This window comes from Methylobacterium sp. FF17 (genome assembly GCF_025813715.1).
Classification (GTDB): domain Bacteria; phylum Pseudomonadota; class Alphaproteobacteria; order Rhizobiales; family Beijerinckiaceae; genus Methylobacterium; species Methylobacterium flocculans.
Genome location: NZ_CP107532.1, coordinates 1,781,778 through 1,805,729, shown reverse-complemented (window position 1 = coordinate 1,805,729; position 23,952 = coordinate 1,781,778). Strand labels below are relative to the sequence as shown.

At 71.1% G+C, this 23,952-nt stretch carries 19 protein-coding genes; 8 read left to right on the top strand and 11 right to left on the bottom strand.

The genetic code is table 11. The features are described 5' to 3' along the window. Positions 1 to 318: 318 nt before the first annotated feature. Positions 319 to 1,302: a LacI family DNA-binding transcriptional regulator gene (locus tag OF380_RS08340; protein WP_264050305.1), complete on the bottom strand. Its 984-nt coding sequence runs from the start codon at positions 1,300 to 1,302 to the stop codon at positions 319 to 321. Between the two features lie 154 nt (positions 1,303 to 1,456). On the opposite strand from OF380_RS08340, the gene ptsP reads away from it, so the two are divergent. The 4 genes from ptsP (at position 1,457) to OF380_RS08320 (ending at position 8,374) form a co-directional block, all read left to right on the top strand. Beyond that, on the top strand, positions 1,457 to 4,009 hold the full coding sequence (gene ptsP, locus OF380_RS08335; RefSeq protein WP_264050304.1) for a phosphoenolpyruvate--protein phosphotransferase: 2,553 nt from the start codon (positions 1,457 to 1,459) through the stop codon (positions 4,007 to 4,009). Next, positions 4,006 to 4,950 carry a 1-phosphofructokinase gene (pfkB, locus tag OF380_RS08330; protein ID WP_264050303.1) on the top strand — a complete coding sequence of 315 codons (945 nt, stop codon included), beginning with the start codon at positions 4,006 to 4,008 and terminating at the stop codon, positions 4,948 to 4,950. Before ptsP ends, pfkB begins: the two co-directional genes overlap by 4 nt. 89 nt (positions 4,951 to 5,039) lie before the next feature. Continuing rightward, on the top strand, positions 5,040 to 6,743 hold the full coding sequence (locus tag OF380_RS08325) for a fructose-specific PTS transporter subunit EIIC (protein WP_264050302.1): 1,704 nt from the start codon (positions 5,040 to 5,042) through the stop codon (positions 6,741 to 6,743). A 137-nt stretch (positions 6,744 to 6,880) separates the two neighbouring features. Continuing rightward, positions 6,881 to 8,374: a carbohydrate porin gene (locus OF380_RS08320; protein ID WP_404810557.1), complete on the top strand. Its 1,494-nt coding sequence runs from the start codon at positions 6,881 to 6,883 to the stop codon at positions 8,372 to 8,374. 608 nt (positions 8,375 to 8,982) lie between these two features. Here OF380_RS08320 and OF380_RS08315 read toward each other — a convergent pair. From OF380_RS08315 to OF380_RS08295, 5 genes are all read right to left on the bottom strand, one after another. Continuing rightward, positions 8,983 to 9,477: a lipocalin-like domain-containing protein gene (locus tag OF380_RS08315; RefSeq protein ID WP_264050301.1), complete on the bottom strand. Its 495-nt coding sequence runs from the start codon at positions 9,475 to 9,477 to the stop codon at positions 8,983 to 8,985. 241 nt (positions 9,478 to 9,718) lie between these two features. Then, complete coding sequence (locus OF380_RS08310; RefSeq protein WP_264051244.1) at positions 9,719 to 10,447, bottom strand: amino acid ABC transporter ATP-binding protein; 729 nt, start codon at positions 10,445 to 10,447, stop codon at positions 9,719 to 9,721. A gap of 78 nt (positions 10,448 to 10,525) precedes the next feature. Continuing rightward, on the bottom strand, positions 10,526 to 11,218 hold the full coding sequence (locus OF380_RS08305; RefSeq protein ID WP_264050300.1) for an amino acid ABC transporter permease: 693 nt from the start codon (positions 11,216 to 11,218) through the stop codon (positions 10,526 to 10,528). A 43-nt stretch (positions 11,219 to 11,261) separates the two neighbouring features. After that, positions 11,262 to 11,984 (bottom strand): amino acid ABC transporter permease, encoded by a 723-nt coding sequence (locus OF380_RS08300; protein ID WP_264050299.1) that lies wholly within the window; start codon positions 11,982 to 11,984, stop codon positions 11,262 to 11,264. Between the two features lie 420 nt (positions 11,985 to 12,404). Next, on the bottom strand, positions 12,405 to 13,751 hold the full coding sequence (locus OF380_RS08295) for an MFS transporter (RefSeq protein ID WP_264050298.1): 1,347 nt from the start codon (positions 13,749 to 13,751) through the stop codon (positions 12,405 to 12,407). Positions 13,752 to 13,864: 113 nt separating this feature from the next. Here OF380_RS08295 and OF380_RS08290 point away from each other — a divergent pair, with 113 nt between their 5' ends. Then, positions 13,865 to 14,287: a MarR family winged helix-turn-helix transcriptional regulator gene (locus OF380_RS08290; protein ID WP_264050297.1), complete on the top strand. Its 423-nt coding sequence runs from the start codon at positions 13,865 to 13,867 to the stop codon at positions 14,285 to 14,287. Between the two features lie 3 nt (positions 14,288 to 14,290). Here OF380_RS08290 and OF380_RS08285 read toward each other — a convergent pair whose 3' ends face one another. Further along, positions 14,291 to 15,019: a YggS family pyridoxal phosphate-dependent enzyme gene (locus tag OF380_RS08285; RefSeq protein WP_264050296.1), complete on the bottom strand. Its 729-nt coding sequence runs from the start codon at positions 15,017 to 15,019 to the stop codon at positions 14,291 to 14,293. Between the two features lie 255 nt (positions 15,020 to 15,274). On the opposite strand from OF380_RS08285, the gene leuS reads away from it, so the two are divergent. From leuS to holA, 3 genes are all read left to right on the top strand, one after another. After that, positions 15,275 to 17,881 carry a leucine--tRNA ligase gene (gene leuS, locus OF380_RS08280; RefSeq protein WP_264050295.1) on the top strand — a complete coding sequence of 869 codons (2,607 nt, stop codon included), beginning with the start codon at positions 15,275 to 15,277 and terminating at the stop codon, positions 17,879 to 17,881. 124 nt (positions 17,882 to 18,005) lie between these two features. Beyond that, complete coding sequence (gene lptE, locus OF380_RS08275; protein ID WP_264051243.1) at positions 18,006 to 18,563, top strand: LPS assembly lipoprotein LptE; 558 nt, start codon at positions 18,006 to 18,008, stop codon at positions 18,561 to 18,563. A 19-nt stretch (positions 18,564 to 18,582) separates the two neighbouring features. Beyond that, positions 18,583 to 19,611: a DNA polymerase III subunit delta gene (gene holA / locus OF380_RS08270; RefSeq protein WP_264050294.1), complete on the top strand. Its 1,029-nt coding sequence runs from the start codon at positions 18,583 to 18,585 to the stop codon at positions 19,609 to 19,611. 3 nt (positions 19,612 to 19,614) lie between these two features. Here the strand turns inward: holA and OF380_RS08265 are convergent, their stop codons facing one another. The 4 genes from OF380_RS08265 to mnmG all read right to left on the bottom strand — a co-directional run bounded on the left by OF380_RS08265 (position 19,615) and on the right by mnmG (position 23,942). After that, complete coding sequence (locus OF380_RS08265) at positions 19,615 to 20,514, bottom strand: ParB/RepB/Spo0J family partition protein (RefSeq protein ID WP_264051242.1); 900 nt, start codon at positions 20,512 to 20,514, stop codon at positions 19,615 to 19,617. A gap of 71 nt (positions 20,515 to 20,585) precedes the next feature. After that, entirely contained in the window at positions 20,586 to 21,434 is an 849-nt protein-coding gene (locus OF380_RS08260; RefSeq protein WP_264050293.1) for a ParA family protein, read from the bottom strand. Further along, positions 21,431 to 22,069, bottom strand: coding sequence for a 16S rRNA (guanine(527)-N(7))-methyltransferase RsmG (gene rsmG, locus OF380_RS08255; RefSeq protein WP_264050292.1), 639 nt, complete (start codon positions 22,067 to 22,069; stop codon positions 21,431 to 21,433). Before rsmG ends, OF380_RS08260 begins: the two co-directional genes overlap by 4 nt. Continuing rightward, a complete protein-coding gene (gene mnmG / locus OF380_RS08250) occupies positions 22,059 to 23,942 on the bottom strand; it encodes a tRNA uridine-5-carboxymethylaminomethyl(34) synthesis enzyme MnmG (RefSeq protein ID WP_264050291.1) in 1,884 nt (627 codons plus the stop codon). Before mnmG ends, rsmG begins: the two co-directional genes overlap by 11 nt. Positions 23,943 to 23,952: the final 10 nt, after the last annotated feature.

Below are 23,952 nucleotides of genomic sequence, written 5' to 3'. Positions count from 1 at the left end.
AAACCCACCCAAGCAATTTTCATGTTTTGTGGCAATGGCTTCGTCGGAAGGCAGAATGGTCGTTCGGCGAAGTTTGTTACGGGTTTGAATTTTTTTGTCTGGGTTTCCGGACCCGCACCCGGCGCCTTGACCGCCAAATCCCGCCCCGATGTCCTTTCCACGCATGGCATCGACGTGGAAGCCGCCACAACCTGCGGTCAGCGCAACCCTCGGACGCAGGCGGGGCAGGCCCTCACCCGGCACGGGCCGAATTTCCGCCCGCATCCCGCCCCCGCGCGGGCGGAGAAAGACCGGCGTTCCCGAAATCCGGAACGCCGCCTATCCCCGCTGCGAGGAGCCGCGCAGGATGAGCCGGCCGCTCAGGGTCACCTTGCGCACCGGCTGGTCCGGCGCCTTCAGCCGGTCGAACAGGAGCGCCATGGCCTGCGCGCCGATCTCCGCGACGGGCTGTTCGATCACCGTCAGGCCGGGCTCCACGAGGTCGGTCCAGGGCTCGTTGTCGAAGCCCGCGAGCCCGAGGTCGCCGGGCACCGCGAGGCCGAGGCCGCGCGCGGCCCGCACCGCCCCCATCAGCATCAGGCCGTTCGAGAGGAGCAGCGCATCGGGGCGGTCGCCCTGCGCGAGCCACGCCGTCAGCGCAGCCTCGGCGGCGGCGGCGTTCGGCGCGGCCACGCGCGCGAGGGGGTCCGCCCCGTGCCGGCCCAGGGCCTCCGTGTAGCCCGCGCAACGTTCCTGCGCGGTGGAGCTCGTGGCGCCGAACAGGCCGCCGATCCGGCGGTAGCCCTGGGCCCGGAGGTGGTCGACGAGGGCGGCGGCCGCCGCGACGTTGTCGAGGACCACGCTGTCATGGGCGCCCGGCGGCCCGGGCCGGTCGATGAACACCGCCGGCACGTCGAGGTCGCCGGCCTTCATCGCCTCGGCGGTGATCCGGGTCGGCGCGAAGATGAGGCCGGTGACGCGCTCCTCCTCCATCAGGCGCAGGTAGAGCGCCTCGCGGGCCGGGTCCTCGTCGGTGTTGCACAGGATCACCCGCATCCCGGCCGCGTAGGCGGCGTCCTCCACCGCCCGGCTCACCGCCGTGAAGAACGGGTTGCGGATATCGGCCACGATCAGCCCGATCGTCCGGGTCGTCTGCGAGCGCAGGCGCCGGGCCGACAGGTTGGGCCGGTAGCCCGTGGCGCGCACCGCCGCCTCCACCTGCCGGCGCAGGGCCTCGCTGACCGGTCCCTGGCCGAGCGCCCGCGATACGGTGGCGGTCGAGACCCCCGCGGCCCGGGCGACATCGCGGATCCCGACGGTCATCGGACGGGAAACGTTTTCATGCTCATGGCCCCGTCATGCCAGCCCCTCGCGCACCTCGCAAGGCGGGATGCTGCACTATTACGCCAATACACGTTGACATTGCATGTGAAAACGTTTTCAGTGGCATTAACACACAACACGGGAGGAGCGCGCCATGCTCGCACCGACGCCGCCACTGAATCCGCGCCTGCTCATCCGCCTCGGCGCCACGCCCACGACCAAGGAGGCGGCCATTCGCGAGGCGGCCCAGCTTCTCGTCGCCGGCGGCTGCATCGATCCGGCCTACGAGGCGAGCATGCTGCGCCGGGAGGCGGTGTCGAACACCTATCTCGGGCACGGCGTCGTGATCCCGCACGGGATGGTCGACGACCGCCACCTCGTCCGCGAAAGCGGGCTCGCGGTGCTGCAGGTGCCCGGCGGCATCGCGTGGCATGACGGCCAGGTCGCGCATCTCGTGGTCGCCATCGCGGCGCAGTCCGACACCCACATCACGCTGCTGCGCCGGCTCACCCGCCTGATCCAGGACGAGGCCCGCCTCACCGCCCTGCGCGCCACCCCGCGCAAGGAGGAGATCGCGGCGGCCCTCACCGAGGACGCGGCGAGCCCCGGCAGCGCCGGTCCGGCCACCGACCTGAGCCAGCGCTTCGACTGGACGGTGGATTACCCCACCGGCCTGCATGCCCGCCCGGCCGCGCACTGGGTCGAGGTCGCGCGCTCCTGCCCGGCCCGCATCCAGGTGCGGCACGGCGCGGAGGTGGCGGATGCCAAGAACCTGATCGCGCTGCTGCAGCTCGGCCTGCGCTGCGGCGACGGGGTCACGATCTCGGCCGAGGGCGACGACGAGGCCGGCGCCCTTTCGAAGATCTGCAAGGCCGTGACCGGCCTCAGCGCCGGCGAAAAGGCGGCGGCGCAGGCGGCCGCCGCCGCCGCCGCGAAGGCCGCCGGGCCGGTGGCGGGCTGGAACCCGGCCGACGCGCCGCGCATCCATGCCGGCCTCGGCGCCTCGCCGGGCCTCGTCATCGGCCCGATCCACGTGCTGAGCCAGGCCGAGGTCGCGGTGCCGGACGAGCCGGAGCCGCTGACCTCCGGCGGCGACCGCCTGCACGCGGCCCTCGAGGCCACCGCGGGACAGCTCCGGGCGCTGGCCGACGACACCGAGCGCCGCCTCGGCAAGGCGGATGCGGGGATCTTCAAGGCGCAGGGCGAACTCATCGCCGACACCGACCTCATCACGCTGGCCTGCCAGCTCATGGTGGAGGGCCACGGCGTCGCCTTCGCCTGGAACCAGGCGGTGGAGCGGATGGCGGGCAAGCTCTCGGCGCTGGGCAACCCGGTGCTGGCGGCCCGCGCGGCGGACCTGCGCGACGTCGGCCGGCGGGTGCTGGCGCAGATCGACCCCGCCCTGAAGAGCGGCCACGACCTGCCGGACGTGCCCTGCATCCTGATCGCGCCGGATCTCGCCCCCTCCGACACCGCCGGGCTCGACCCCGCCCGCGTCATCGGCCTCGCCACCGCGCAGGGCGGCCCGACCTCGCACACCGCGATCCTGGCCCGGACGCTGGGCATCCCCGCCCTGGTGGCGGGGGGCGCGAGCCTGCTCGCCCTCGCGAACCGCACCCCCGCCATCCTCGATGGCGGTACCGGGCGCCTCTACCTCGACCCGAGCGAAGCGGACCTCGCCTCGGCCCGGGCCTGGAGCGCGCGCCAGCGCGCCGCGGCCGCGGACGAGGCCCGCGCCCGGGCGCTGCCCGCCCGCACCACGGACGGGCACGCGATCGCCATCGGCGCCAACGTCAACAACCCCGAGCAGGTGCCGCTGGCCCTCGACCAGGGCGCGGAGGGCGTCGGCCTGATGCGCACCGAGTTCCTGTTCCTGGAGCGCGGCGACACGCCCACGGAAGACGACCAGTACGCCACCTACCGGGCCATGCTGGCGGCGCTCGCCGGCCGTCCGCTCATCGTGCGCACCCTCGACATCGGCGGCGACAAGCAGGTGGCGCACCTGCACCTGCCGCGGGAGGAGAACCCCTTCCTCGGCGTGCGCGGCGCCCGCCTGCTCCTGCGCCGGCCCGACCTGATGGAGCCGCAGCTGCGCGCCCTCTACCGGGCCGCCCGGGACGGCGTGCCGGCCGGCGCCCCCCTCGGCCAGCACGCGCCGCTCTCCATCATGTTCCCGATGATCACCTCGGTGCCCGAGGTGCTGACCCTGCGCGCCCATTGCGAGCGCATCCGGCTCGAACTCGACGCGCCGGCGGTGCCGATCGGCATCATGATCGAGGTGCCGGCCGCCGCGATCCAGGCGGATGCGCTGGCGCGGCACTGCGACTTCTTCTCCATCGGCACCAACGACCTGACGCAGTACGCGCTCGCCATCGACCGTCAGAACACCGACCTCGCCCCGGAGGCCGACAGCCTGCACCCGGCGGTGCTGCGCCTCATCCACATGACCTGCGAGGGGGCCGCGCGCCACAAGCGCTGGGTCGGCGTCTGCGGCGGCATCGCGGGCGACCCCTTCGGCGCCGGCCTGCTCGCGGGCCTCGGGGTGCACGAACTCTCGATGACGCCCCGCGACGTCGCCGCCGTGAAGGCGCGGCTGCGATCCGCCGGGATCGGCGAGCTGCGGGCGCTCGCCGCCCGCGCCTGCGCCCAGGAGGATGCGGCCGGCGTCCGGGCGCTCGCCCGCGCATGGACGGGGGATGCCGCGTGAGTGTCGTCACCGTCACCCTCAACCCGGCCCTCGACCAGACCGTGGTGCTGGAGGCCCTGACCCCCGGCGCGGTCCACCGCGCCCGCAGCGTGCGCCGGGATGCGGGCGGCAAGGGCGTCAACGTCGCCGCCTGCCTCGCCGATTGGGGCCTATCCGTCGCCGCCACCGGCGTGCTCGGCCGGGACAACGCCGCCCCGTTCCAGGCTCTGATGGACGCCAAGGGCATCGAGGACCGCTTCGCCTGGATTCCCGGCGAGACCCGGACCAACCTCAAGCTCCTCGACGGGGCCAGCGGCGACACCACCGACATCAACCTGCCGGGCCTGGACCTCACGCCGGATGCCCTGGTGACCGTGCGCGCCGCCCTGCGCGCCCTGACCGCCCCGGAGGGGCTGGTGGTGCTGGCCGGCAGCCTGCCGGGCGGGTTGGGACCCCGGACCTATGCCGACCTCACCGCCGAGCTGCGGGCGCGCGGCGCCCGCGTGATCCTCGACGCCTCCGGCCCGCCGCTCGCCGCCGCGCTGGCGGCCCCCGTCCTCCCCTTCGCGATCAAGCCGAACCGGCACGAGCTGGAGGAATGGGCCGGGCGCACCCTGCCGGGGCTGGCCGACGTTGCGGCTGCGGCCCAGGACCTGCGGGCGCGCGGCATCGCCCTGGTGGTGGTCTCCCTCGGGGCCGAGGGCGCGCTGTTCTGCGACGGGGACGGGACGCTGCACGCCCTGGCCCCGCCGACCGCGATCGCCAGCACCGTCGGGGCCGGCGACGCCCTGGTGGCGGGGCTGGTGGCGGGTCTGCATGCGGACCTCGCCCTGCCCGACACCGCCCGCCTCGCCCTTGCCTTCGCGGCCGGCAAGCTGGCCCGGGCCGGCGCGAACCTGCCGCCCCGCGCGGCGGTGGAGGCCATCGCCGCCACGGTGCGGGTGGAGCGCCTCACGGGCTGAGCCGAGGGCACGGGACCCGGGTGCCCCCGCCGCGCCGCGCGCATCGGCGACGAACGATCAGACGCAACCCGAACGACGAGGAGGAAGCCATGACCCAGGTTCTGGCGGTAGTGGGAGGCGGGGCCCAGGGCCTGCACGCGGTGCTGGCCGGCGAGGCCCTGCGCAAGGCCGCGCAGAGGCGGCGCCAGGCCGTCGAGGTGGAACTGCGCGGCAAGGGCGTGGGCGGCCATCCCCTCAGCGCCGCCGCGATCGCGGGGGCGGACACCGTCCTCCTGATCGGCGAAGGCGACCTCGGCGAGGGTCGGTTCGGGGCGATGCGCCGGGCCCGGATCCGGATCGAGGACGTGCTCACCGACGCGCACGCGGTGCTCGACCGCGTCCTGTCCGGTGAGGCCGGCGCGGCGCCCGCGACGGCATCCAGGACGATCGTCGCCGTCACCTCCTGCCCCACCGGCATCGCCCACACCTTCATGGCGGCGGAAGGCATCCAGGCGGCGGCGCAGGCGCTGGGCTACGCGGTCCGCGTCGAGACGCAAGGCTCGGTCGGCGCCCACGACGCGCTCACGCCGGAGGAGATCGCGGCGGCCGACCTCGTCCTGATCGCGGCCGATACCGGGGTCGACCGCTCCCGCTTTGCCGGCAAACTGGTCTATGCCACCAACACCAAGGCGGCGATCCGCGACGGCAAGGGCCTGATCGCCACAGCGTTCGACGCGGCACAGGTGCAGGGGGGCGCGGCGGCGGCGGGGGAGCCCGCCCGTCCGGCGGCGGCCGAGGCGAAGGCGGGCGCCTACAAGCACCTGATGACGGGCGTCTCGTTCATGCTGCCCTTCGTCGTGGCGGGCGGGCTGCTCATCGCGCTCGCCTTCGCGCTCGGGGGCATCGACGCCATGAAGCCCGAGCACGCCGGCACGCTGGGCTTCGCGCTCGGCGAGATCGGCGCCAAGGCGGCCTTCGCGCTGATCGTTCCGGCACTCGCCGGCTACATCGCCTATTCCATCGCGGACCGCCCCGGCATCGCGCCCGGCATGATCGGCGGCATGCTGGCCGCCAACCTCCAGGCCGGCTTCCTCGGCGGCATCGCGGCGGGTTTCATAGCCGGCTATGCCACCTCCTTCCTCAACAGGCATATCCGCCTGCACCGGAACCTGGAGGGCCTCAAGCCCGTCCTGATCCTGCCGCTGCTGGCCACCGCGATCAGCGGCCTCCTGATGATCTACGTCGTCGGCGTGCCCGTGGCGGCGATCCTGGCCGCGCTGACCGAGTGGCTGAAGGGCATGCAGGGCACCAGCGCCGTGCTGCTCGGCCTCGTTCTCGGCGGCATGATGGCCATCGACATGGGCGGGCCGGTCAACAAGGCGGCCTATGCGTCCTCCGCGGCGCTGATCGCGTCGGGCATCACCGCCCCGATGGCGGCGGTGATGATCGGGGGCATGACACCGCCGCTCGGCATCGCGCTCGCCACCCGCCTGTTCCCGGCCCGCTTCTCGAAGCCCGAGCGCGAGGCGGGCGGCGCCGCCGCCGTGCTGGGCGCGGCCTTCATCACCGAGGGGGCGATCCCCTTCGCGGCGGCCGACCCGCTCCGGGTCATCCCCGCGATGGTGGCGGGCTCGGCCCTGGCCGGCGCCCTCGCGCTGAGCCTCGGCGTCGAGCTCAAGGTGCCCCATGGCGGCCTGTTCGTGCTGCCGATCCCCAACGCGGTCACCAACCTGCCCGGCGCCCTGATCGCGCTGGTCGCCGGCACCCTGACGACGGGGCTCCTCGTCGGGCTCCTGAAGAAGCGGGCGGCCTGAGGGGCGGTGCTTTCCCGGGTGCGACGTGGAGCCTCTTCGAAGCCTCCACGCCTCACGCATCGCGGAGGGCCGCACTCCACCAACCCGGCGCCAAGACCGGCCACGCGAACACCACGAAACTCGAGGGGGCACGACCAATGGGCAAGATATCGACGGTGGCGGGATTGAGAGCGAGCGCTCTGGGCCTCGGCCTCGCGGCGCTGGCCTTCGCACCGGAAGCGCGGGCGCAAGCGACCGGCATCGGCCTGCCGGACACGGTGCAGCGGCCTGCCCTGCGGCGCGCTTCCCGCCGGCCGCCGCAGCCGGACGGCCAGGGATTCGCGGGCGCCGACAGCGCGGCCGGCGCCGCCGACACGCTGGGCCAGACCGCGACGCCCCCGACCCTGCCGGCCGGCACCTTCGACCTCGGCAACGGCCTCAACCTCATCGCCAACTACACCGGGCAGGCGGCGGCCAATCCCATCGGCGGCATCCGGCAGGGCGGCGCCTATGCGGGGCAGGTCTTCTTCGGCATCGACGCCGACCTGAACCGGCTCGCCGGGATCGCGGGCGGAGCCCTCCACGTCGCGGTGACGAACCGGCACGGCAACAATCTCTCCGACCGGTTCATCGGCAACAACACCTCGGTGCAGGAGATCTTCGGGGGCGGCCAGACCACCCGGCTCACCCTGCTCAGCTACGAGCAGAAGCTCTTCGACGACCGGCTGATCGTCGAGTTCGGCCGGCTGGTCGCCAACATCGCCTTCCTCAACTCGCCGATCTACTGCAATTTCCAGACGAACTCCGCCTGCGGCAACCCGACCTTCGTGTTCAAGACCTCGAACTTCACCTTCTGGCCGGTCGCGAGCTGGGGCGCCCACGCCAAGGCCTGGCTGACCGACCGGGTGTTCGTCCATGCGGGCGTCTACGAGGTGAACCCGCGCCACCAGCAGCTCGGCGACAACGGCCTCGATTTCTCGACGCGGGGCGCCACCGGCGCGATCATGCCGTTCGAGCTCGGCTACGCCACCACCTTCGCCAACGACCCCCTGCCCCGGAACTACGGCGTCGGCGGCTGGTACGACGCCTCCGACTACGCCGACCCGGTCCGCGACGTGACCGGCCAACGCTCGGTGCTCACCGGCCTCGCCCCCGCCACCCGGTTCGGGCGCTCCGGCATCTATGCGCGCTTCGACCAGATGGTGTGGCGCCCCGACCCGGCCGGCATCCAGGGCCTGACCGTGTTCGGTGTCGCCATGGCCGGCACCTCGGGCCGCCTCGTGGAGGATACCTTCCTGGAGATCGGCGCGCTGCAGACCGGCACCTTCGCGGGCCGGCCCTTCGACACCGTGGGCTTCGTGGTCAACATCCAGCGTTTCTCGCGGCTCGCGCTCTCGAACATCGTGTTCGCGCAGAACAGCCTTGGGATCGACCGGACCATCCCGCGCCAGCAGATCATGATGGAACTGAACTACGGCATCCAGGTCGCGCCCTCGGTGCGGCTGACGCCGAACCTCCAGTACATCATCAATCCGGACCAGACGCGCTTCCCGTACCGTCGCAAGACGATCCCCGACGCCTTCGTCATCGGCGCCAAGCTCTCGGTCGACCTGTTCACCCTGGCGGGGCTGGCGCGCGGGCCGGGACAGTAGACCGCCCGGCCGCGCGGCTTGTTTCCCGTGAAATCCCGTGCGGTGCGTTCGCTCCGGCCGCACCGGAAGCCGCAGCATGCTGTTTTCGACTGAATCGGTCGGGTTCTGGTGCGGGTTCCCCGCCTTTGGGGGCCGGTGAGGTATTTGGATTCTCCGGAGATGGACCACGCCCTCACCCTCTCCTTACAGGTAGGGCGATCGCCTATGGCGCTTGGAGGCATCGAATGCCCTGCCACGCTGGGTCATCCTGGGCTTGCCGGAGGGTCAGGGTGGGGGTGCCGGCGCGCCACTCCCAAGGTCCCCCGAACCGGATCGCCAGGAGCGCCTCAACGTCCGAAGTAAGGCGCCGCACCCCCACCTCCGGCTCCTTCCCGCAAGGGGGAGGAGAGCAGTGCTGGACGGATTTGGGTTCGTGCTGGGGCGATCGGTCTCTTCTCCCCAAGCGCGGATGTGAAGGCCGGCGAGATCCGGCGTTCGGACCACGACGGCCCCCGTTGCGGCAGGGCCTCAAGGGGCATCGAAAGCCCCGCCACGCTGTGTCGCTCTCGGCGACGCCGCGGGTCCCCTCTCTTTCGGGAGAGGAAGCGCACTGCGAGCGTGAAGCCCGATCAGTCCTTCGCGCGCTCGAAGGTGACGATGCTGCGGGTCTCGCCCTGGTCGGCCCAGTTCGGCATCACGCGCCAGGGGGTGAGGACGCGCAGGCGGCGGCCCTCGACGGTGAAGGTCCGGGTCTGGTCGGTGCCGACCCATTTCGGGTCCCAGGCCGTGTCGATCCGGGTGGTCCACTGGTCGCCGCTGAGCGTCACCGTGCCGGTGTAGGAGACCAGCGTCTTCATCAGCTGGGCGCGTTCGGCGTCGGTTTCGGCGGCCTTGCGCCCCTCCCCCGAGAGCAGGAAGAAGACGCGGTTCTCCGGCGTGAAGTAGGCGTAGCCGGTGGGATGGGCGCCCATCACCGGCTGCGTCTTGCCGTCGGCGCGGACCTCGACCTCGTAGGAGACGAGCTTCCAGAGGCCGGTCAGGGCCGGTGGCGCCTCGGCCCGGGCCGGTCCGGTGAGCAGGCAGGCCGACGCGAGCGCGGCCATCGTCGTGGTGCGTGTGGGCATGGACATCGTCTCCCTCAAGGTGCGGACCGCACCGACAGGATTCCGACGCCTCTGCGATCTCCCGCCGGCGTCGCGGTCCGTTCGGGAGGCCGCCCGCCGATGGTCTCGGCCTTGAGGGCATAATGCGTTGTCGCCCCGCCTGGGTCCGGCCCGGCACGCGAAAACAGGGGGCCCGAACGACGAAGGGCCGGTTCCGTCTCTCACGGAACCGGCCCTTCGGGGCGACGGGGCTTCGCGGCTGTCAGTGCACGAGGATCTTGGAGAGGAAGTTCTGCGCGCGCTCCGAGCGGGCGTTGCCAAAGAAGTCTTCCTTCGTGGCGTCCTCGACGATCTCGCCCTTGTCCATGAAGATGACGCGGTTGGCGACCTTGCGGGCAAAGCCCATCTCGTGGGTCACGCACATCATGGTCATGCCCTCGCGGGCGAGCTGCACCATGACGTCGAGCACCTCGCCCACCATCTCGGGGTCGAGGGCCGAGGTCGGCTCGTCGAACAGCATCACGACGGGGTTCATGGCGAGCGCCCGCGCGATGGCGACGCGCTGCTGCTGGCCGCCCGAGAGCTGGCCCGGGAACTTCTTGGCATGGGCCGAGAGGCCGACCCGGTCGAGGAGCGCCAGGCCCGTCTTCAGGGCTTCGCCCTCGTTGCGCTTGAGCACCTTCACCTGGGCGAGGGTCAGGTTCTCCGTGATGGACAGGTGCGGGAACAGCTCGAAGTGCTGGAACACCATGCCGACGCGGGCGCGCAGCTTCGGCAGGTTGGTCTTGCGGTCGTGCACGGGGGTGCCGTCCACCACGATCTCGCCCTTCTGGAAGGGCTCGAGGGCGTTGACGGTCTTGATCAGGGTCGACTTGCCCGACCCGGAGGGTCCGCACACCACCACCACCTCACCCTTGTTCACGGCGGTGGTGCAGTCGGTGAGGACCTGGAAGTCGCCATACCATTTGCTGACGGACTTCATCGTGATCATGGGGGCCGTGGTCTCGCGGGCCTGGGACGTGTTCAGCGACGTGCTCATCGGGGGAATCCTAAGGCTCGGGGTGCGGCGTCAGCGGATGATGGCGATCTTCTTCTGAAGGCGGCGCACCGCCATCGAGGCCACGAAGCAGACCGCGAAGTAGACCACGGCCGCGAACAGATACATTTCGACGAGGCGGCCATCGCGCTGGGCGATCTTCGAGGCCGCGCCCAGGAAGTCGGTGACCGAGAGCACGTAGACGAGCGAGGTGTCCTGGAACAGCACGATGGTCTGGGTCAGGAGGATGGGCGTCATGTTGCGGAACACCTGGGGCAGGATCACGCTGCGCATCGAGGCGAAGTAGGTGAGCCCCAGCGCCGAGGCGGCCGCCGCCTGGCCCTTGGGGATCGACTGGATGCCCGCGCGCATGATCTCGGAGAAGTAGGCGGCCTCGAACAGCGTGAAGGTCACCAACGACGAGGTGAAGGCGCCCACCGTCATCGGCCGGTCGGCCCCCGTCACCCATTGCCCGAGATAGGGCACCAGGAAGTAGAACCAGAAGATCACCAGCACGAGGGGCAGCGACCGCATCAGGTTGACGTAGCCCTTGGCCACCTGCGGGATCACCGGGATGCTGGAGAGCCGCATCATGGCGATGAGCGTGCCGAGGATGATGCCGCCGACGGCGGCGAGCGCCGTGAGCGTCAGGGTGAAGCGCATGCCGTCGAGGAACAGGTACGGCAGCGCCGAGGTGATGACGGAGAAGTCGAAGTTCGCGAGCATCGTGGGCGATCCTTAAGGGGGGAGGCGCGAGGGCTGGGGGCCCTCAGCGATGGCCCGGGACGGCGACGCGCCGCTCGATCCAGCCGGAGGTGAAGATCACCACGATGTTGATGAGGACGTAGAGGATGGTGGCGGCCGTGAAGGCCTCGAACACCTGGAACGAGAATTCCTGCATGGCGCGGGCCCGCGCGGTCAACTCCAGCAGGCCGATGGTCAGGGCCACGGAGGTGTTCTTCAGGTTGTTGAGGAACTCCGATGTCAGGGGCGGCAGGATCATCCGGTAGGCGCTGGGCAGCAGCACGTAGCGGTAGGTCTGGTTCACCGTGAGGCCCATGGCGGTGCCGGCCATCTTCTGTCCGCGCGGCAGGGCCTGGATGCCGGCACGCACCTGCTCGGCGACGCGGGAGGCCGTGAAGAAGCCGAGACACACCACCGCCGTGTAGAACGGCGCGTTGGGCAGTTGCTTGATCCCGTTGCCCCATGCCTCGGGCAGCACCTCCGGCAGCACGAAGTACCAGAGGAACATCTGCACCAGGAGCGGGATGTTGCGGAACAGCTCGACATAGGTCGTGCCGATGGCGTTGGCGGTCTTCGAAGGCAGCGTGCGCATCACGCCGATGACCGAGCCGAGGGAGAACGCGATGATCCAGGAGCAGAGCGCGGTCACGACGGTCCAGAGCAGGCCCGAGAGCAGCATGCCCGCGTAGGTTCCGGCCCCTTCCGGGGAAGGTTCAAGGAAGATGCCCCAATTCCAGTTGTAGTTCATCGCGTCCTCGTTCCCTGTGATCGGGCGTACGGGCGGGCGCCCGTGGAATGTGGCGGTGCTGTGTCGGACAGTGCCGAGACCTTGGCCGGAAGGTCCAGGGCCTCCAAGCCCGCGCCTCGGTCGCGCACTGACATTTCCCAAGGTTTGCCGCTTTTACAGGCAGATTCGGGCTTGTGGCATGCACGCGCCCACCCCGCCAGAGCGGGGGCGCCGGTGCGTCTCGGTCGATTCGGGAGGGCGGGTCGGCGGGGCATCGGTGCCGCCCCGCCTAGCATCATCCGGACCACATCCCCGGCGGTGCCGGGCGGAGCCGACGATGTGAGGCTTCAGGGCGACGCCAGGGGGGCGCCGAGGGAGCACGGGGCTCCGGAATCGCCCGAAGGCGCTCGGCGGGCGGAAGGCGCTGCGTCCCCGCCCGTCTCAGGCGCGGGCCGGCCGCGCGGCGGCGGCTTGGCGCGGGGCGGAGGCTTGGCCCGCGACGGGGCGGCCGAGGGTGAGGATCAGCAGTGCCGCGATCAGGCAGAGCGCGCCCGCCGCGAAGAAGGCCGGCAGGTAGCTCGCCAGTTCCGCCCGCGAGAGCCCGGCCCCGTACGCGATGGTGGCCGCACCCAGTTGGTGCCCCGCGAAGACCCAGCCGAAGACGAGGTTGGCGCGCTCGCGCCCGAACCGCGCCGCCGTGAGCCGAACCGTGGGCGGCACGGTGGCGATCCAGTCCAGGCCGTAGAACACCGCGAACAGCGACAGGCCGACGAAGGAGAAGTCCGAGAACGGCAGGAACATCAGCGAGAGGCCGCGCAGGCCATAGTACCAGAACAGGAGCCAGCGGTTGTCGTAGCGGTCCGACAGCCAGCCCGAGGCCACCGTGCCGATGAAGTCGAACACGCCCATCACCGCGAGCACGCTCGCCCCCTGGACCGGGCCGATGCCGTAATCGGCGCAGAGGGGGATGAAGTGGGTCTGGATCAGCCCGTTGGTGCTGGCCCCGCAGATGAAGAAGGTGGCGAACAGCACCCAGAACACCCGGGCGGCGGCGGCCTCCCGCAGGGCCGCGATCGCTCCGCCGGCGATCGCTCCAGTCGCTTGGGAGCCGATGGCACCCGGCCCGGCGGGCGCGGTCTCGCCGTAGGGGACCAGGCCGAGATCCTCCGGCCGGTCGCGCATCAGCGCCAGCACGCCGAGACCCGCCGTGAGCAGGAGCCCGCAGATCACCAGGAGGGCGGCGCGCCAGCCCAGGGCCTCGGTGAGCGCCGCGAGCAGGGGCAGCACCACGAGCTGGCCCGTGGCCGAGCTCGCGGTGAGCAGGCCGACGACGAGGCCGCGCCGGTGCGAGAACCAGCGCGTCGCCACCGTGGCGCCGAGCACCAGGGCGGTGAGCCCGGTGCCGACGCCGACCACCACGCCCCAGAGCAGGACGAGTTGCCAGACCTCCCGCATCCCGAGGGAGGCGAGGAGCCCGCCCGCGATGAGCGCGAGCGCCAGGAGCACGATGCGGCGCGGCCCGTAGCGGTTCATCAGGGCGGCGGCGAAGGGTCCCATCAGGCCGAACAGCAGGAGGCGCACGGCCAGCGCCGAGCCGATCGTCGCCGTGTCCCAGCCGAATTCACGTTGCAGGGGCAGGATCAGGACGCCGGGGGCCCCGACCGCGCCCGCCGTCACCAGCATGGTGAGGAAGGTCACGGCGGCCACCGCCCAGCCGTAATGGATGCCCCGCCGGGCGAGGCTCGCGGCCACCGCATCCGAGACGAGGAGAGAGGGGTGCGTGGCCATGCGAGCGCGCTCCGGGGCGCCGCTTCCACCGGCGTCCCCTTGCATAGGCGCATATGCACGCTTTAGACAAGGGCACTCGGAGAGCGGCGGGTTCGGCCCGCCCGGAGTTCTCGATGGACGATCCTCGCCCGGTGATCTGCCTCTGCAACGCGATCCGCCAGGGCGCCCGGCAGGTCACGCAGTTCTATGACCGGCAGCTCGCCCCGACGGGCCTGCGCATCTCGCAATACGCGATGCTGAAGGGCCTGCGGCGCCTGGGGCCGATCTCGATCAACGGGCTCGCCGACGCGATGGTGATGGACCGGACCACGATGGGCCGGGCCCTGCGCCCCCTGGAGCGCGACGGCCTCGTGGCGATCGGGCCCGGCCCGGACGGGCGCACGCGCGCCCTGACCCTGACCGAGGCGGGCCGGGCGCGGCTGGAGGCGGCCGAGCCGCTCTGGCAGGCGGCGCAGGCCGCGTTCGAGGCGCGCTACGGCGCCGCGGAGGCCGCGACCCTGCGCGGGGCCCTGGCCCGGGTCGTCGCCGCCGTGTGAGCCTCAGCCCTTGGGCGGGCGGGCCCCGAAGATCGCGGTGCCGACACGGACATGGGTGGCCCCCATCTGGATCGCGGCCGGGTAATCCGCGCTCATGCCCATGGAGAGGATCGGCAGGTTGTGAGCGTGCGCGATGCGGGCGAGCAGGGCGAAATGCGGCGAGGGCGGCGCCTCGGCGGGGGGGATGCACATCAGCCCCTGGATCGCGAGCCCGTGGGTGTCGCGGCATTCCGAGAGGAGCGTATCCACCGCCGAGGGAGAGACGCCCCCCTTCTGCGGCTCGTCCCCGGTGTTCACCTGGATCAGGAGCTTCGGCGCGCGCCCGACCCGCTCGATCTCCTTGGCGAGCGCGGCGGCCAGCGAGAGCCGGTCGAGCCCGTGGATCACATCGAACAGCTCCACGGCCTCGCGCGCCTTGTTCGATTGCAGCGGTCCGACGAGGTGAAGTTCGACATCCGGGAAGCGCGCGCGGAGCGCCGGCCATTTCGCCTTCGATTCCTGCACGTAGTTCTCGCCGAACACCCGCTGCCCGGCCTCCAGCGCCGGCAGGATCCCCTCGGCGGGAATCGTCTTCGACACGGCGACCAGGGCGACCGAGGCCGGGTCGCGCTCGGAATCCTGGGCCGCCTGGCGGATCCGGTGGCGCACCGCCTCCAGCCCGGCCACGACATCGGTGGCCTCGAGGGGAGTGGTGGCCTGCGGGGCGGGAGCGTCGGGAGCTACGTCGTCCATGATCTCTCGGGAAATGCGTGGGATGAACCGGTCCGACCGGGGACTACCATTCCGAACGCGGGCCGCAAGACGAAGCTCCCACAGCAAGACGAAGCTCCCGCAGCAAGACGAAGCTCCCGCAGCGGCTCCGATGCGTCGCGGTGCGGCCGCCGTGTTGACCCCTCCCCTTGCCGTGGTAGTCCGACCCCCAACCCCCGGCGGCGGCGCGACCACGCGCGGCCCGCCCTCACCCTCGCGAACCCCGGCGCCCGGCCCATGACCACGTCCCCCGCTCAAAGTCCCGCTCCCGAGCGCTACAACGCCAAGGAGACCGAGCCGCGCTGGCAGCAGGCCTGGGACGCGGCGGGCATCTACGCCACGAAGAACGACGATCCCCGGCCGAAATACTACGTGCTGGAGATGTTCCCCTATCCGTCGGGGCGCATCCACATGGGCCACGTGCGCAACTACGCGATGGGCGACGTGGTGGCGCGCTACAAGCGGGCGCGCGGCTTCAACGTGCTGCACCCGATGGGCTGGGACGCCTTCGGTCTGCCCGCCGAGAACGCCGCCATGGAGCGCAAGGTCAACCCGCGCGACTGGACCTACGCCAACATCGCGACGATGCGCGGCCAGTTGCAGAGCATGGGCCTCTCGCTGGACTGGAGCCGGGAGATCGCGACCTGCGACCCCGACTATTACAAGCACCAGCAGCGCATGTTCCTCGACTTCCTGGCCAAGGGGCTGGTGACGCGCCGCACGGCCAAGGTGAACTGGGACCCGGTGGATCACACCGTGCTCGCCAACGAGCAGGTCATCGACGGGCGCGGCTGGCGCTCGGGCGCCCTGGTGGAGCAGCGCGAGCTGACCCAGTGGTTCTTCAAGATCACCGATTTCGCGCAGGACCTCTACGATGCGCTGGACGGCCTGGAGCGCTGGCCGGAAAAAGTCCGGCTGATGCAGAAGAACTGGATCGGCCGCTCGGAGGGGCTCGAGGTCCGCTTCGCCATCGAGGCACCGCCCCACGGCGTCGCCCCCGAGGTGACGGTCTACACCACGCGGCCCGACACCCTGTTCGGCGCGAAGTTCCTGGCGATCGCCGCCGATCACCCGATCGCGGCGAAGCTCGCACCCGCCCATCCGGCCCTCCAGACCTTCATCGAGGAATGCCGGCGCACGGGTACGGCCCAGGCCGCCATCGACACGGCCGAGAAGCTTGGCTTCGACACCGGGCTGAAGGTCCGCCATCCCCTCGACCCGTCCTGGCTGCTGCCGGTCTACGTCGCGAACTTCGTGCTGATGGACTACGGCACCGGCGCGGTCTTCGGATGCCCGGCCCACGACCAGCGCGACCTCGATTTTGCCAACAAGTACGGTCTCGGCAACACGCCCGTGGTCTGCCCGGAAGACCAGGACGCCGGCAGCTTCGTCGTCACCGACACCGCCTATGACGGCGACGGCCGGATGATCAATTCCCGCTTCCTCGACGACATGACCACGGACGAGGCCTTCAAGGCGGTGGCCAACCGCCTCGAAGCCGAGACCCTGTCCGGCACCGCGGTGGCCTCGCGGAAGGTGCAGTTCCGCCTGCGCGACTGGGGCGTCTCGCGCCAGCGCTACTGGGGCTGCCCGATCCCGATCATCCATTGCGAGGCCTGCGGGCCCGTGCCGGTGCCGGTGGCCGACCTGCCGGTGAAGCTGCCGGACGAGGTCTCCTTCGACGTGCCCGGCAATCCGCTGGAGCGCGACCACGCCTGGCGCAACGTCCCCTGCCCCACCTGCGGGAAGCCGGCCCGGCGCGAAACCGACACCATGGACACCTTCGTGGATTCGTCCTGGTACTATGCGCGCTTCACAGCGCCCTGGCTCCAGGACGCGCCCACGGACCGCAAGGCCGTCGACCAGTGGCTCGCCGTCGACCAGTATATCGGCGGTATCGAGCACGCGATCCTGCACCTGCTCTACGCCCGCTTCTTCATGCGGGCGATGAAGGCGACGGACTGGTCCGGCGTCTCCGAGCCCTTCGCCGGCCTGTTCACGCAGGGGATGGTGGTGCACGAGACCTACAAGGATGCGGCCGGCGCCTGGGTGCCCCCGGCCGACATCCGCATCACGGGCGAGGCCGGTGCGCGTCAGGCGTTCCACGTGAAAACAGCGGAGCCGATCGCGATCGGCCCCATCGAGAAGATGTCGAAGTCGAAGAAGAACGTGGTCGACCCCGACGACATCATCGCGAGCTACGGCGCCGATACCGCCCGCTGGTTCATGCTCTCCGATTCGCCGCCCGAGCGCGACGTGATCTGGACCGAGGACGGCGTGCAGGGCGCGGCGCGCTTCGTCCAGCGCGTCTGGCGGCTGGTGTCCCTCGCGGCCGCGTCGGAGGGCAGCGCGGGCAGCGGCGACGCCGCCCTACGCAAGGCCGCGCACAAGGCCCTTGCGTCGGTGGAGGAGGATATCGAACGCCTGCGCTTCAACCGCTGCGTCGCGCATACCTACACGCTGGCCAACGCCCTCGACGAGGGCCTGCGGGGCGGCGTCTCCCGGAGCGCCGCGACGGAAGCGGCCGGCATCCTCACGCAGTTGATCGCCCCGATGATGCCGCACCTCGCGGAGGAGTGCTGGCGGGCGCTCGGCCGCGACGGTCTGGCCGCGCAGGCGGGCTGGCCGGAGGTCGAGCGCGGCCTGCTGGTCGAGGACGAGGTCACCCTCCCCGTCCAGCTCAACGGCAAGAAGCGTGCGGACGTGACCGTCCCCCGCAGCGCCGATGTCGCGGCGGTCCAGGCCCTGGTCCTCGCAGACGAGGCCGTACAGCGGGCCCTCGAAGGGCGAACCCCGAAGAAGGTCATCGTCGTGCCGGGCCGGATCGTGAACCTCGTCGTCTGACCCCGATCCGGCTCCGACCGTGGCCGGATAGGAAACGTAAAGCTTGGGGCGAATAGGCTGTCGTCGGACCTCGGTTCGCCGTACAGATCGGGCGGAACGGATGAGCGGGACGGCGGCGGGCATGATGCGTTTGGCACTCGGAGCGGCAGCGGGCGGAACCCTGCGTCGGGCGGCGCGCGTCGCCCTCGTCTCGTCGCTCGCCCTCAACCTCTCGGCCTGCTTCCGCCCCCTCTACGGCCCCACCGCCTCCGGTGAGCCGATGGCGGCGTTGCTCGCCGCGGTGCAGGTGGACGACGTGCTGATGGCGCAGGGCCAGGAGCGCCTCGGGCACTACCTGCGCAGCGAACTGATCTTCGACCTCGACGGATCGGGCCAGAGCGCGCCCAAGCGCTATCGGCTCAAGATGCAGGGGAGCGAGACGGTGCAGACCCCGATCGTGTCCTCGCTGACCGGGCGCGCCGAAGCGGGCACGATCGTCGGCACGATCAAGTACGCCCTGGAGGACCTGAGCGGCACGAAGATCATCAGCGAGGGTGTCGCCACCTCGACGGCGACGTATGACCGTTCGATCCAGCGCTTCGCCAGCTTGCGCGCCGCCCGCGACGCCGAGATTCGCCTCGCCAAGGTGCTGGCCGAGCAGATCAAGACCCGGATCGCCTCCGTGCTGGTGACCAAGCCCTGACGACGTCGGGGACCCCGGCATGACCGCCGTCAAGGCCGGCGACGTCGATGGCCTGATCCGGCGCGGCCCCGATCCGCGCATCGCGATCCTGCTCGTCTACGGGCCGGATACCGGGCTCGTCTTCCACCGGGCCAAGGCGCTAGCGGAGGCCTTCGTGGCGGATCCGGGCGACCCCTTCGCCATGGTGAAGATCGACGGCGACGTGCTGGCGCAGGATCCTGGGCGCCTGGTGGACGAGGCCGGCACCGTCGGCCTGTTCGGGGGCAACCGCACGATCTGGGTGCGCGCGGGCAGTCGCAACTACGCGCCGGCCGTGGAGGCCGCCCTGAAGGCCGAGATCACCCAGGCGCGCATCGTCGTGGAAGGTGGCGACCTCGGCAAGACCGCTCCCTTGCGGACCCTCTGCGAGAAATCCCCCAAGGCCCTCGCCCTACCCTGCTATCCCGACGACGAGCGGGCGCTCGCCGACATCATCGACCGCACGCTGCAGGACCAGGGCCTGCGCATCGCGCGGGACGCCCGCGACATCCTCGCGGCGAGTCTCGGCGGCGACCGGGGCGCGAGCCTGTCGGAGATCGAGAAGCTGTCGCTCTATGCCCAGGGGCAGGGCACCGTCAGCCTGGACGATGTGGAAGCGATCGTCAGCGATGTCGCGGGCAGTGTGCTCAACACGCTGATCGACGCGGCTTTTGCCGGCCGCATCGGCGAGGTGGAGCGCGATTACCGGCGCTTCCGCCACGAGGGCATGGACCCCTCGGTGATGCTGGGCGCCGCCCTGCGCCACGCCCTGACCCTGCTCGCGACCCGTATCGCGGGGGAGGGACAGAGTGCCGGCGCCATGGTGGCGAACTGGCGCGGCCTGCACTTCCGGCGCAAGGCGCTGGTGGAGACGCAGCTTGCCCGCTGGTCTCCCCCTGCCCTCCGCCACGCGGTTCAGCTGCTCCAGGACGCGGTCCTGACCTGCCGCCGCTCCGATCCCGGATTGGCGCATGCGCAGGCCTCGAGCACGCTCCTGCGCATCGCCTCCGAGGCCGCGCGGCGGCGCTGAGGCCTACCCCTCGGACCGCGCGATGTTGAAGCGCTGGCAGAGGGCGTCGAGTTCGGCGGGGGTCTCATAGCGGATGCGGATTTCTCCGGCTCCCGCGACCTTGGATTTCAACGCGACGTTCATTCCCAGGGCGCGGGCCATGGCCTGCTCCAGGGAGCGGATCTCGGCATCCTTCTCGGCCGCGCGGCGCGGCCGGCCGGGGCGGGGGCCATCGCCCTCCGGCACCTCCGCCGAGGCGAGGGCCTCGACCTCGCGGACCGAGAGCCCCTCCTCCACGATCCGGCGCGCGACGCCTTCGGCGTCCCGCACCGCCAGCAATGCGCGCGCGTGACCCGCCGTGATCTCGCCGGCCACGACCCGGTCCTGGATCGACGGCGACAGCTGCAACAGGCGCAGGGTGTTGGCGAGGTGACTGCGGCTCTTACCCAGGATCTCGGCCAGCTCGCTCTGGCTGTACTGGAACTCGCTCATCAGGCGCTCATAGCCGGCCGCTTCCTCGATCGCGTTGAGGTCCGTGCGCTGGACATTCTCCAGGATCGCGAATTCGAGCGAGGTCCGGTCGTCGATCTCCACGGTAACCACCGGCACTTCGGTGAGGCCGGCGCGCTGGGCCGCGCGCCAGCGGCGCTCGCCCGCGACGATCTCGTAGGTGTCCGGAACACCGGGAAGGGCCCGCACCACGATGGGCTGGATGATGCCGCGCAGCTTGATCGAGGCCGAGAGTTCGTCGAGGTCCGCCTCGTTGAAGCGGCGGCGCGGGTTGCGCGGGTTCGGCCGCAGGAACTCGACGGCGACCTTGCGCTGCGCCTGGGACTTGCCGGCCTCGGGCGTATCATCGCCGAAATCACCGATCAGGGCCGCGAGGCCACGTCCGAGCCGGGGTCGCACCACATCATCCGCCATCGCCACCTGCTTCGACTCCCGAATCCGTTTCACGCTCGTCCCGGGGAGCAGGGTGCCCCTCCGGTCAAATCTCAGGCCGCCACCGGCAGCCGCCCCTCGCGCTGGATGATCTCCGAGGCCAGACGCAGATAGGCCTGCGAACCCGCGCATTTGAGGTCATAGAGCAGCACCGGCTTGCCGTGGGACGGGGCCTCCGACACGCGCACGTTGCGGGGGATCATGGTCTCGTAAACCTTCTCGCCCATGAAGCTGCGCACATCCGCCACCACCTGCGCCGACAGGTTGTTGCGCGGATCGAACATCGTCAGCACGATGCCCTGGATGGTGAGGCGGGCATTGAGGGCGCCGCGCACCTGCTCCACGGTGCGCAGGAGCTGGCTCAGGCCCTCCAGGGCGAAGAACTCGCATTGCAGCGGCACCAGCACCGCGTCCGAGGCCGCCAGGGCATTGATGGTGAGGAGGTTGAGGGAGGGCGGGCAATCGATCAGGACGTAGGTCACGCCTTCGGTCGCTCCGGATTGACCGATCCCCTTCAGTACGTTGCGCAGGCGGTGGGCCCGGTCCGGCGCGCTCGCCATCTCCAGCTCGAGGCCGAGCAGGTCCATGGTGGAGGGGGCCACCAGCAGGCGCGGCACCGCCGTCGGGATGCAGGCCTCCGCCAGGGACGCCTCTCCGGCGAGGACGTGGTAGGTCGACACCTTGCGCTGGCGCCGGTCGATGCCGAGCCCCGTGGAGGCGTTGCCCTGCGGATCGAGATCGATCACCAGGACGGTTTCACCGATCGCGGCCAGGGCGGTGCCGAGATTGATCGCCGTCGTGGTCTTGCCGACGCCGCCCTTCTGGTTGGCCAACGCCAGGATACGCAGCGGCCGCTCCGGGTTGCCTCCGGCGGCGGGGATTTTCGTCGGATCGCTTGTCATGAATCCACGCGAGATAGGGTCGTGACGCGGACGATCCGCGCTTCCGAATCGGTTCGGCTCGGCTCAAGATCGTAAACGAACCTCCACCGTTGCGCAGCGTCGGTCAATTCCGATTGCACGTCCCGGCCCTTCGGGAACAGGCCGATGGTGCCCGTCGTCAGCAGTGGCTCACACCAGGCGAGAAGCTGGGTGAGGGGTGCCAGCGCGCGAGCACAGACGATGCCAACGCCCTGGTGCCCATCGATGGCCTGCTCGATACGGGCATTGTGCACCCGCGCCGGCGCCTCCGTGAGACGCGCCGTCTCCGTCAGGAAGGCGCATTTGCGGGCATTGCTCTCGATCATGTCGACTTGAAACCCGGGGCGCTCATGTCCGGCGATCGCCAGGACGAGGCCCGGCAGGCCGGCGCCGGCTCCGAGGTCGAGCCAGGTGTCGGCTTCGGGTGCCAGGGCCCGGAGCTGAAGGGCATCGGCGATGTGGCGGGTCCAAACCTCGGCCAGGGTGCCGGGTCCGACGAGGTTCTTCACGTTCTGCCAGCGTCGAAGCTGCGCCACGTAGATGGCGAGGCGTCGGGCGGTTTCACGTGAAACACCGGCCTCCGCCAGCACACGATCCCGGTCCGGTTCAGCGGGCATGCGCCACCGGCTCCCGATGACGGCGCCGGGCATGCGCCGCGAGCAGGGTGAGGGCGGCCGGTGTCACGCCCTCGATGCGGGCCGCCTGCCCCAGGGTCCCGGGCCGGACGATCTCGAGCTTCGCCCGCATCTCGTTCGAGAGCCCGGGGATCGCCGCGTAGTCGAGACGGTCCGAGAGCGCCACGGCCTCGTCCCGGCGGAAGGCGGCAATATCCGCGCGCTGCCGGTCGAGGTAGACGGCGTAGGTCGCGTCCGTGCAGAGGCGTTCCGCGACGCGGGGCGCGACCGCGGCAAGCTCGGGCCAGATCGCCGCGAGGCGGTCCCAGCCGATGTCGGGATAGGAGAGCAGCTGGAAGGCGCTGCGCCGCAGGCCATCCTGGTTGAGGTCGAGCCCCACGGCCCGGGCCTCGTTCGGCGTCAGGCTCAGGGCGTCGAGACGGGACCGTGTCGCCTCCAGCGCCGCCTGCGAGGCCGCGAAGTGCGACGCCCGTACGGGGCCGACGCAGCCCAGTGCCGCGCCGCGCGGTGTCAGGCGCTCGTCGGCGTTGTCGATGCGCAGGGACAGCCGGTACTCCGAGCGCGAGGTGAACATCCGGTAGGGCTCGCTCACCCCATGGGTCACCAGATCGTCGATCATGACGCCGAGATAGGATTCCGCGCGATCGAACACCGCGAGGGCGGACCCGCCGGCGAGCCGCGCCGCGTTGATCCCGGCGACGAGGCCCTGCCCGGCCGCTTCCTCGTATCCCGTCGTCCCGTTGATCTGCCCCGCTAGGAACAGTCCCGGCAGGCGCTTCGTCTGCAGGGTCGCGTCGAGTTCGCGCGGATCGACGTAGTCGTACTCGATGGCGTAGCCGGGGCGCAGGATCGCAGCCCGCTCCAGGCCCGGGATCAACGCGATGATGTCGCGCTGGACGCTTTCGGGAAGGGCGGTCGAGATCCCGTTCGGATAGACTGTCGGATCGTCCAGCCCCTCCGGCTCGAGGAAGATCTGGTGGCCCTCGCGGTCGCCGAACCGCACCACCTTGTCCTCGATGGAGGGGCAGTAGCGCGGACCTCGGCTCGCGATACCGCCCGAATACATCGGCGAGCGATGGAGGTTGGCGCGGATCAGGTCGTGCACGGCCTGGGTGGTGCGCGTGACACCGCATTGGATCTGCGGGTTGGTGATGCGCTCGGTGAGGGTCGAGAAGGGGACCGGCTCATCGTCGGCCGACTGCATGTCGAGGCCGGACCGGTCGATGGTGCGGCCGTCGAGGCGGGCCGGGGTGCCGGTCTTCAGGCGCCCGAGGGCGAAGCCGTAGCGGTCGAGGGTATGGGCGAGACCGATGGACGGGTCCTCGCCGACGCGTCCCGCCGGAACCTGGGTCTCTCCGATATGGATCAGCCCGCGCAGGAACGTGCCCGTGGTCAGAACCACGGCGGCGCAGGGGAGGGTGGTGCCATCTCCCAGGACGACGGCGGCGACGCGGCCAGCGCTCACCGCGAGATCCGCCACTTCGCCCTCGATCACCCGCAGGTTCGCGGTCTCGGCGATGGCGTCCTGCATGGCGCGGGCGTAGAGCTTGCGGTCGGCCTGCGTCCGGGGGCCCCGGACCGCCGGTCCCTTGCGGCGGTTGAGGAGACGGAACTGAATCCCGGCCGCATCGGCGACGCGCCCCATGAGGCCGTCGAGGGCATCCACCTCGCGCACGAGGTGGCCCTTCCCGAGGCCGCCGATCGCCGGGTTGCAGGACATGGCGCCGATGGTCGAGGCCCGATGGGTCACCAGAGCCGTGCGGGCACCCATGCGGGCTGCGGCCGCGGCCGCCTCGACGCCCGCATGGCCTCCGCCAACGACGATCACGTCGAAGGAATCAGGATCGTGATGCATGGTTCCAGTT